The organism is Pseudoalteromonas arctica (assembly GCF_012927645.1).
Taxonomy (GTDB): domain Bacteria; phylum Pseudomonadota; class Gammaproteobacteria; order Enterobacterales; family Alteromonadaceae; genus Pseudoalteromonas; species Pseudoalteromonas arctica_A.
On sequence record NZ_JABBMT010000055.1, the window covers coordinates 1 to 6761 of the forward strand.

Here is a 6761-nt window from a genome sequence, read left to right on the forward strand (position 1 = left end):
CATTATATATTTACCAGACAAAATTCCTATCGTTGCCAATTTGGAAGCGCGCAATCAAACCATCATTGATTGTTTAGGTGAACAGTATCAGAAAATTTATTCTTAAAGTGGGTGCGGAAGATCGGATTTAGCACTATTTATTGACGCTGCTTCTGGCCGTGATACAACAGCTCGGTTAATCAATAGCATTGAAGGTTTAAATGGAGCTCAAGTAGCTAATCAACGTGGTTCAAACATAGTTGATGGTGATTATACTGAAGAAAAAGTAGCCCAAAAGTACAGAGAATTCGAAAATAAACGAGACTACAAAGTATCGTAATTTATAAAAATGAGTTAGTTACTGTAATTTGCCTAATCATTTTAAACGTAAAAAAACGAGCCTAATTTGACTCGTTTTTACTTATCACTTACCGCTTAAAGCAACCCTATTCCGGCTCATACCCCAAATTAGGCGATAGCCAGCGTTCGGCTTCTGCCAGCGTCATGTTGGTACGTTTAGCGTAATCCTCAACCTGATCCTTTTGCACTGCCGCTACGGCGTAGTATTTAGCCTCTGGGTGAGAGAAGTACCAACCCGAAACTGCAGCGCCTGGCCACATGGCGTATGAGCTGGTGAGCTGCATACCGATGCGTTGTTCAGTATCAAGTAACTGCCAGATTTTCTTTTTCTCAGTATGTTCAGGGCACGCAGGGTAACCTGGAGCTGGGCGAATACCTTGGTAGTTTTCGCGAATAAGCTCATCGTTCGATAAGTTTTCATCCGGTGCAAACCCCCAATACTCTTTACGTACTTGCTCATGTAAGTACTCGGCAAATGCTTCTGCTAAGCGATCAGCCACCGCTTTAACCATAATTTTATTATAGTCATCTTGCTTGGCGTCAAAGGCATCAGCAAGGTCGTCCTCTTCAAGGCCACCAGTAACCGCAAACGCACCAAAGTAATCAGGCGTGCCTTTTGGCGCGATGTAATCGGCTAAACAATAATTTGCAAAGTCGGTTTTTTCGGTTTGCTGCCGTAAATGGCACGACGTGGTTAATAGTTCAGAGCGAGTTTCGTCGGTGTATATTTCAATGTCGTCACCCACACGATTAGCTGGAAATAAACCAATTACACCAAGTGGTTGCAAGCTGCCTGATTTTTCAAGGTCGTCAAGCATGTCGTTGGCGTCTTTGAATAAGCTTTGTGCTTGCTCGCCGACGACTTCATCGGTCATTATGCGTGGGTATTTACCCGCGATTGACCACGTCATAAAGTACGGCGTCCAGTCTATGTATTTACGTAAAGTTGCGATTGATACATCTTTAAACTCAGTGATACCTAGCTTTTTTGGCACCGGTGGGGTGTAGTTATCCCAATCAAGCTGGACGGCGTTGTCGCGAGCTCGTTGAATAGTCACCGGTTTTGAACGTGGTTTTTTACGGGCTTGCTGCTCACGCACTTTCACATATTCAGCGCTGGTTTTTGCTAAAAATTCAGCTTTATGCTCTTTCGACAATAAGTTAGAAACCACGCCTACAGCGCGGCTGGCGTTACTTACATACACCACGCCTTTGTCATATTGCGGCTCTATTTTTACCGCTGTATGCGCTTTTGACGTCGTTGCCCCGCCTATCATTAGTGGTAATTCAAAGCCACGGCGCTTCATTTCCTTGGCAACATGTACCATTTCATCAAGCGATGGCGTAATAAGGCCTGATAAACCAATAATATCGGCTTTTTCATCAATCGCCGTTTGCAGTATTTTATCTGCTGGCACCATTACACCTAAATCAATCACTTCATAGTTATTACATTGCAGTACCACACCAACAATGTTTTTACCTATGTCGTGCACATCCCCTTTAACGGTAGCCATCACTACTTTACCGTTGGTAGAGCCTTCTTCTTTTTCGGCTTCAATGTAAGGATCTAGGTAGGCCACTGCGCGCTTCATCACTCGCGCTGATTTAACCACTTGGGGTAAAAACATTTTACCTGCGCCAAATAAGTCACCTACCACGTTCATGCCATCCATTAATGGCCCTTCAATAACGTGAATTGGTTTATCTGCACCCGCGCGGCATTCTTCGGTGTCTTCGTCGATGTATTCGGTAATACCTTTTACAAGCGCATGTTCAAGGCGTTTTTCAACAGGCCACGTACGCCATTCTAAATCTTCAATACGTTCGGCTTGTGCCATACCTGAAAACTTAGGCGCAAGCTCTACTAAGCGCTCACCCGCACCTGAGTCGGTATTTAAGATAACGTCTTCAACGGCTTTACGTAGCTCTTCTGGAATATCGTCATAAACAGCTAATTGCCCTGCGTTGACTATACCCATATCCATGCCTGCTTTTATGGCATGGTACAAAAACACCGAGTGAATTGCTTCACGCACTGGGTTATTACCACGGAACGAGAACGATACGTTTGATACCCCACCCGACACTTTACAATGGGGTAAGTTTTGCTTGATACGACGCGTGCCTTCAATAAATTCAACAGCGTAATTGTCGTGCTCTTCAATACCGGTGGCAACCGCAAAGATATTCGGGTCAAAAATAATGTCTTCTGGCGGAAAGCCTATTTCGTCGACTAAAATTCGGTAGCTGCGCTCGCAAATTTCATACTTGCGATCTGCGGTGTCGGCTTGGCCATCGGTATCAAACGCCATAACCACAGCAGCAGCACCAAAACGTTTGATGGTTTTAGCTTGGCGAATAAATGGCTCTTCGCCTTCTTTTAGTGAGATTGAGTTAACAATCGCCTTGCCTTGAATACACTTTAAGCCCGCTTCAATCACGTCCCATTTAGAGGAATCAACCATGATGGGTACTTTCGAAATATCAGGCTCTGAGGCAATTAAGTTTAAAAATTTCACCATGGCGGCTTTTGAGTCCAGCATGGCTTCATCCATGTTGATATCAATAACCTGTGCGCCGTTTTCAACTTGTTCACGGGCAACATTAAGGGCGGTTTCATAATCTTCTTCCATGATCAAACGCTTGAACATGGCTGAGCCGGTTACATTGGTACGCTCGCCGACGTTAGTAAATACTGCTATTTGTTGTGTCATCTCGGCTACCTTAGTTTAAATTACACGCTTCAAGGCCAGATAAGCGCATACGCACTTCAAGCTCAGGTAGTTGACGAGGCTTAACCGCTTCAAGGCCCTTGGCAAATGCTCTAATATGAGCAGGTGTGGTGCCGCAGCAACCGCCAACAATATTTATAAAACCCGATTTGCCCCAATCAATGATCTCAACAGCCATTTCAGGTGCTTCTAAGTCGTATTCACCAAACTCATTAGGTAAGCCTGCGTTAGGGTGAACAGAGACAAAAGTTTCGCAAACCCGTGATAATTCTTCCACATATTGGCGTAATAAGTCTGGGCCAAGAGCGCAATTTAAACCAATTGAAATAGGCTTAATATGGCGGATTGAATTATAAAACGCTTCGGTGGTTTGCCCTGAAAGTGTGCGCCCTGATGCATCAGTTATAGTGCCTGAGATCATTACTGGTAACTTACGCCCTGCCTGCTCAAACGCTTCTTCAACAGCGAACGACGCCGCTTTGGCATTTAAGGTATCAAAAATAGTCTCAATCAAAATTAAATCAGCGCCACCCTCCATTAACGCAAGGGTTGATTCAACATAGGCGGTGACTAATTTATCAAACGTGACATTACGATAACCTGGGTCATTTACATCAGGCGAGATTGAGCACGTTTTTGAGGTTGGCCCAAGCACGCCTGCAACATAACGTGGTTTTTCAGGGTTTTTAGCGGTAAATTCATCACAGATACTGCGTGCTAACTTGGCAGACTCTAAGTTTACTTCACGGCTGATGCTTGCCATGTCGTAATCTTCCATAGAGATAGTGGTCGAGTTAAAGGTGTTAGTTTCGATAATATCGGCACCCGCATTCAAAAAGCCACGGTGAATATCAGCAATTATTTTAGGCTGAGTCAGGCTTAACAAGTCGTTATTGCCTTTAATTAATACATGCCAGTCTTTAAAACGTTCACCACGGTAATCTTCTTCTTCTAATTTATGCTCTTGGATCATGGTGCCCATAGCGCCGTCGAGAATTAAAATTCGCTGTTTTAACGCTTCGATTAACTCGGCACTTTTGTTTTCTACATTATTCGGCATAGTTGTTAGTCCTTACGGCTTGGCTAACGAGATTAATATCATAAGGTGTGGTTTGATACACATAATAATTTAACCAATTCGAAAAAAGCAAAAAGGCATGGCTTTGCCAGGTTTTCGACGGCTCGTTATCTGGATTGTTATCGGGAAAGTAGTTCTCGGGGATTACCGCGTCAGGCTCTTTTGCAAGGTCACGTTGATACTCACCTTTTAAAGTGTCGGCATCATACTCAGGGTGCCCGGTAATATATACTTGGCTGCCAGATTTATTTTTTATTAAGTAAGCGCCCACTTGCTTAGAACCTGCCAGCACCACTAAATCTTCACAGGCATTAATTTTTTCGATATTAATATGACCAAAGCGCGAATGTGGCACCACAAAGGTGTCATCAAAACCACGTGTAAGCGCGGCGTGCTCAAAATAACAATGATGAGTAAACACGCCGCTAAGCTTATTAGGTTTTAACTCGCGCTTTAAACCATAATGATGGAATAAACCCGCATGGGCCGCCCAACACGAAAATAGCGTTGAGGTTACATGCTGCTCCGCCCAATCGAGAATTACTTTAAGTTCATCCCAGTAAGCAACGTCGTCGTATTCTAAATGCGCAAGCGGTGCGCCAGTTACTAACATGGCATCGTAGTTGTTGTCTTTCACTTCTGAAAAATAGCGGTAAAAGGTGTCTAAATGCTGCTCTGAGTTACTGCTACTACGGTGTGTATCTAACCGTAAAAGCTCAACATTTACTTGCAAAGGGGAATTTGCCAATAAGCGAATAAACTGCACCTCGGTTTCAACCTTATTAGGCATTAAGTTTAAAATCGCCAAGCGCATCGGCCGAATTTCTTGCGTTTTCGCACGGGTTTTTGGCATTACAAATACGTTTTCTTGACGTAACTTCGCAATTGCGGGCAATTCATCTTTCACTGTAATAGGCATTCATTCACTCCACGCATCATTAACCAATGGCTAATTATGAACGGTTAGCAGTAAATTTCAACCTCTAGATGTATAGATGTCCAAATGAATTTGTTTTAGCTATTCTTTTGCATTCTAAAAACCGCTCGCCATAATGCGCCTGTTGATTTTATTTTAAGGTGGTAAACGTGATTGATTGGCTAGGCTTTGGAGAACTTTTTGCTATATTAGCAGCTATTGTTTGGGTGCTTTCGACCATTTTATATAAAGGTTTTAGCCATCACTTAACGCCTATGCAGCTAAACATCAGTAAAGGCGTGTTAGCAAGTGCCATGATGTTAGCTACTATTGCGATTACTCAAGACGCTGCACTACCACATCATCTGACAAGCTGGCTTTGGCTAATTGCTGGCGGGGTGATTGCGATTGGCGATAGCGCCTATTTTACTGCGCTGCGAAATATTGGCCCTGCTCGCACGTTAGTTATTGAGTCCCTTGCTCCAGCCCTTGTGGGGGTTTTTAATATCCTGCTATTAAATCATTATTTATCGCCATTTGCATGGTGCGGTATTGTACTTACAACCATTGGCGTAGTAATAGCAATCAAGCCTGAAAAAACATTGCCACAGGTTGATCATCAACATTATCGCAAAGGTGTTTTATGTGCCCTTGCAGCTGCTATCTGCCAAGCGCTCGGTATGGTGATGTCTAAAGGCGCACTCAATAATGAGCATATGAGTAGCTTATGGGCGGCATTAATTAGATTAGCAGCCGGTACGATGACTGTGGCCTTAGTTGTTGCAGTGTTTAAAAGCAGTGAATTTAAACAAGCACTAACTCTAAGGGGAATTAGCGGCAAACAATGGTTTTTTTCGGCTGTGTTTTTAGGCACTTTCCTTGGTTTATGGCTTCAACTTGGCGCAGTTAAATATACCGATCCAGCCATTGCACAAACGATTTTCGCAACCGCGCCATTAATTGTAATGAGCATTGGTTTTATAAAGCGCGAGCCCGTTACCAATAAAATGCTAGCTGGCGGCTTGCTAGCATTAATGGGAGTCGGTGTATTGCTAACAAATTAACAGTTATCGGTTATCAAAAGCGATAGCTAATTGCAGCTGTTAACGCTTCACTTTTATCATCGCCCTGGTCGAAGTACTGAAACTCGCCAGACAATTGCCAATTTTGATTAAGTGCATATGAGGCACCAAAACCAAATGATGCGCCATTTTCTCTATAATCCCCTGCAGTATATTGTGCAGAATTATTTTGCTCATATTTCGAGCGCACTTTAAACTTACTATTAAAATAACCCGCAGTAGCAAATAAAGAGAAGCTTTGTGTCATAGGGTACTGAAGCTTTAACAGCAGTCCTTGTTGATTATCTAGCTCATACTCATCTGTGATAGTAATTGGTTGTGATGCAATAACTTCGCTATCATCACCTTTACCAAACCCGAACCTTGTCTCTACGGCTACATATTGGTTAAATTGATACCCAATAAAAGGAGTAAGAACTTTAGATTTGAATTCCCCACTGTTATAAAGCTTATTTTCATTATCTAGCTTTAATGTTTGGCTACTAACCGATCTTCCGCACCCACTTTAAGAATAAATTTTCTGATACTGTTTACCCAAACAATCAATGATGGTTTGATTGCGCGCTTCCAAATTGGCAACGATAGGAATTTTGTCTGGTAAATATATAATG

General features: G+C 42.9%; 4 protein-coding genes and 1 pseudogene. 1 reads left to right on the forward strand and 4 read right to left on the reverse strand.

Annotated features, from left to right (window positions below; genetic code table 11):
• Positions 1-425: 425 nt before the first annotated feature.
• The 3 genes from metH to HHO47_RS18470 are packed head-to-tail and all read right to left on the reverse strand — an operon-like array spanning position 426 to position 5071.
• Entirely contained in the window at positions 426-3056 is a 2631-nt protein-coding gene (metH, locus tag HHO47_RS18460) for a methionine synthase (RefSeq protein ID WP_169021623.1), read from the reverse strand.
• 10 nt (positions 3057-3066) lie between these two features.
• Positions 3067-4134, reverse strand: a complete 1068-nt coding sequence (locus HHO47_RS18465; protein WP_169021624.1) for a homocysteine S-methyltransferase family protein — start codon at positions 4132-4134, stop codon at positions 3067-3069.
• Positions 4124-5071: a homoserine O-succinyltransferase gene (locus HHO47_RS18470; RefSeq protein ID WP_169021625.1), complete on the reverse strand. Its 948-nt coding sequence runs from the start codon at positions 5069-5071 to the stop codon at positions 4124-4126. Before HHO47_RS18470 ends, HHO47_RS18465 begins: the two co-directional genes overlap by 11 nt.
• Before the next feature lie 167 nt (positions 5072-5238).
• On the opposite strand from HHO47_RS18470, the gene HHO47_RS19690 reads away from it, so the two are divergent.
• A complete protein-coding gene (locus HHO47_RS19690; RefSeq protein ID WP_169021626.1) occupies positions 5239-6132 on the forward strand; it encodes an EamA family transporter in 894 nt (297 codons plus the stop codon).
• Between the two features lie 13 nt (positions 6133-6145).
• Here HHO47_RS19690 and HHO47_RS18480 read toward each other — a convergent pair.
• Positions 6146-6580 (reverse strand): annotated as a pseudogene (locus tag HHO47_RS18480) (outer membrane protein); the annotation flags it as partial.
• Positions 6581-6761: the final 181 nt, after the last annotated feature.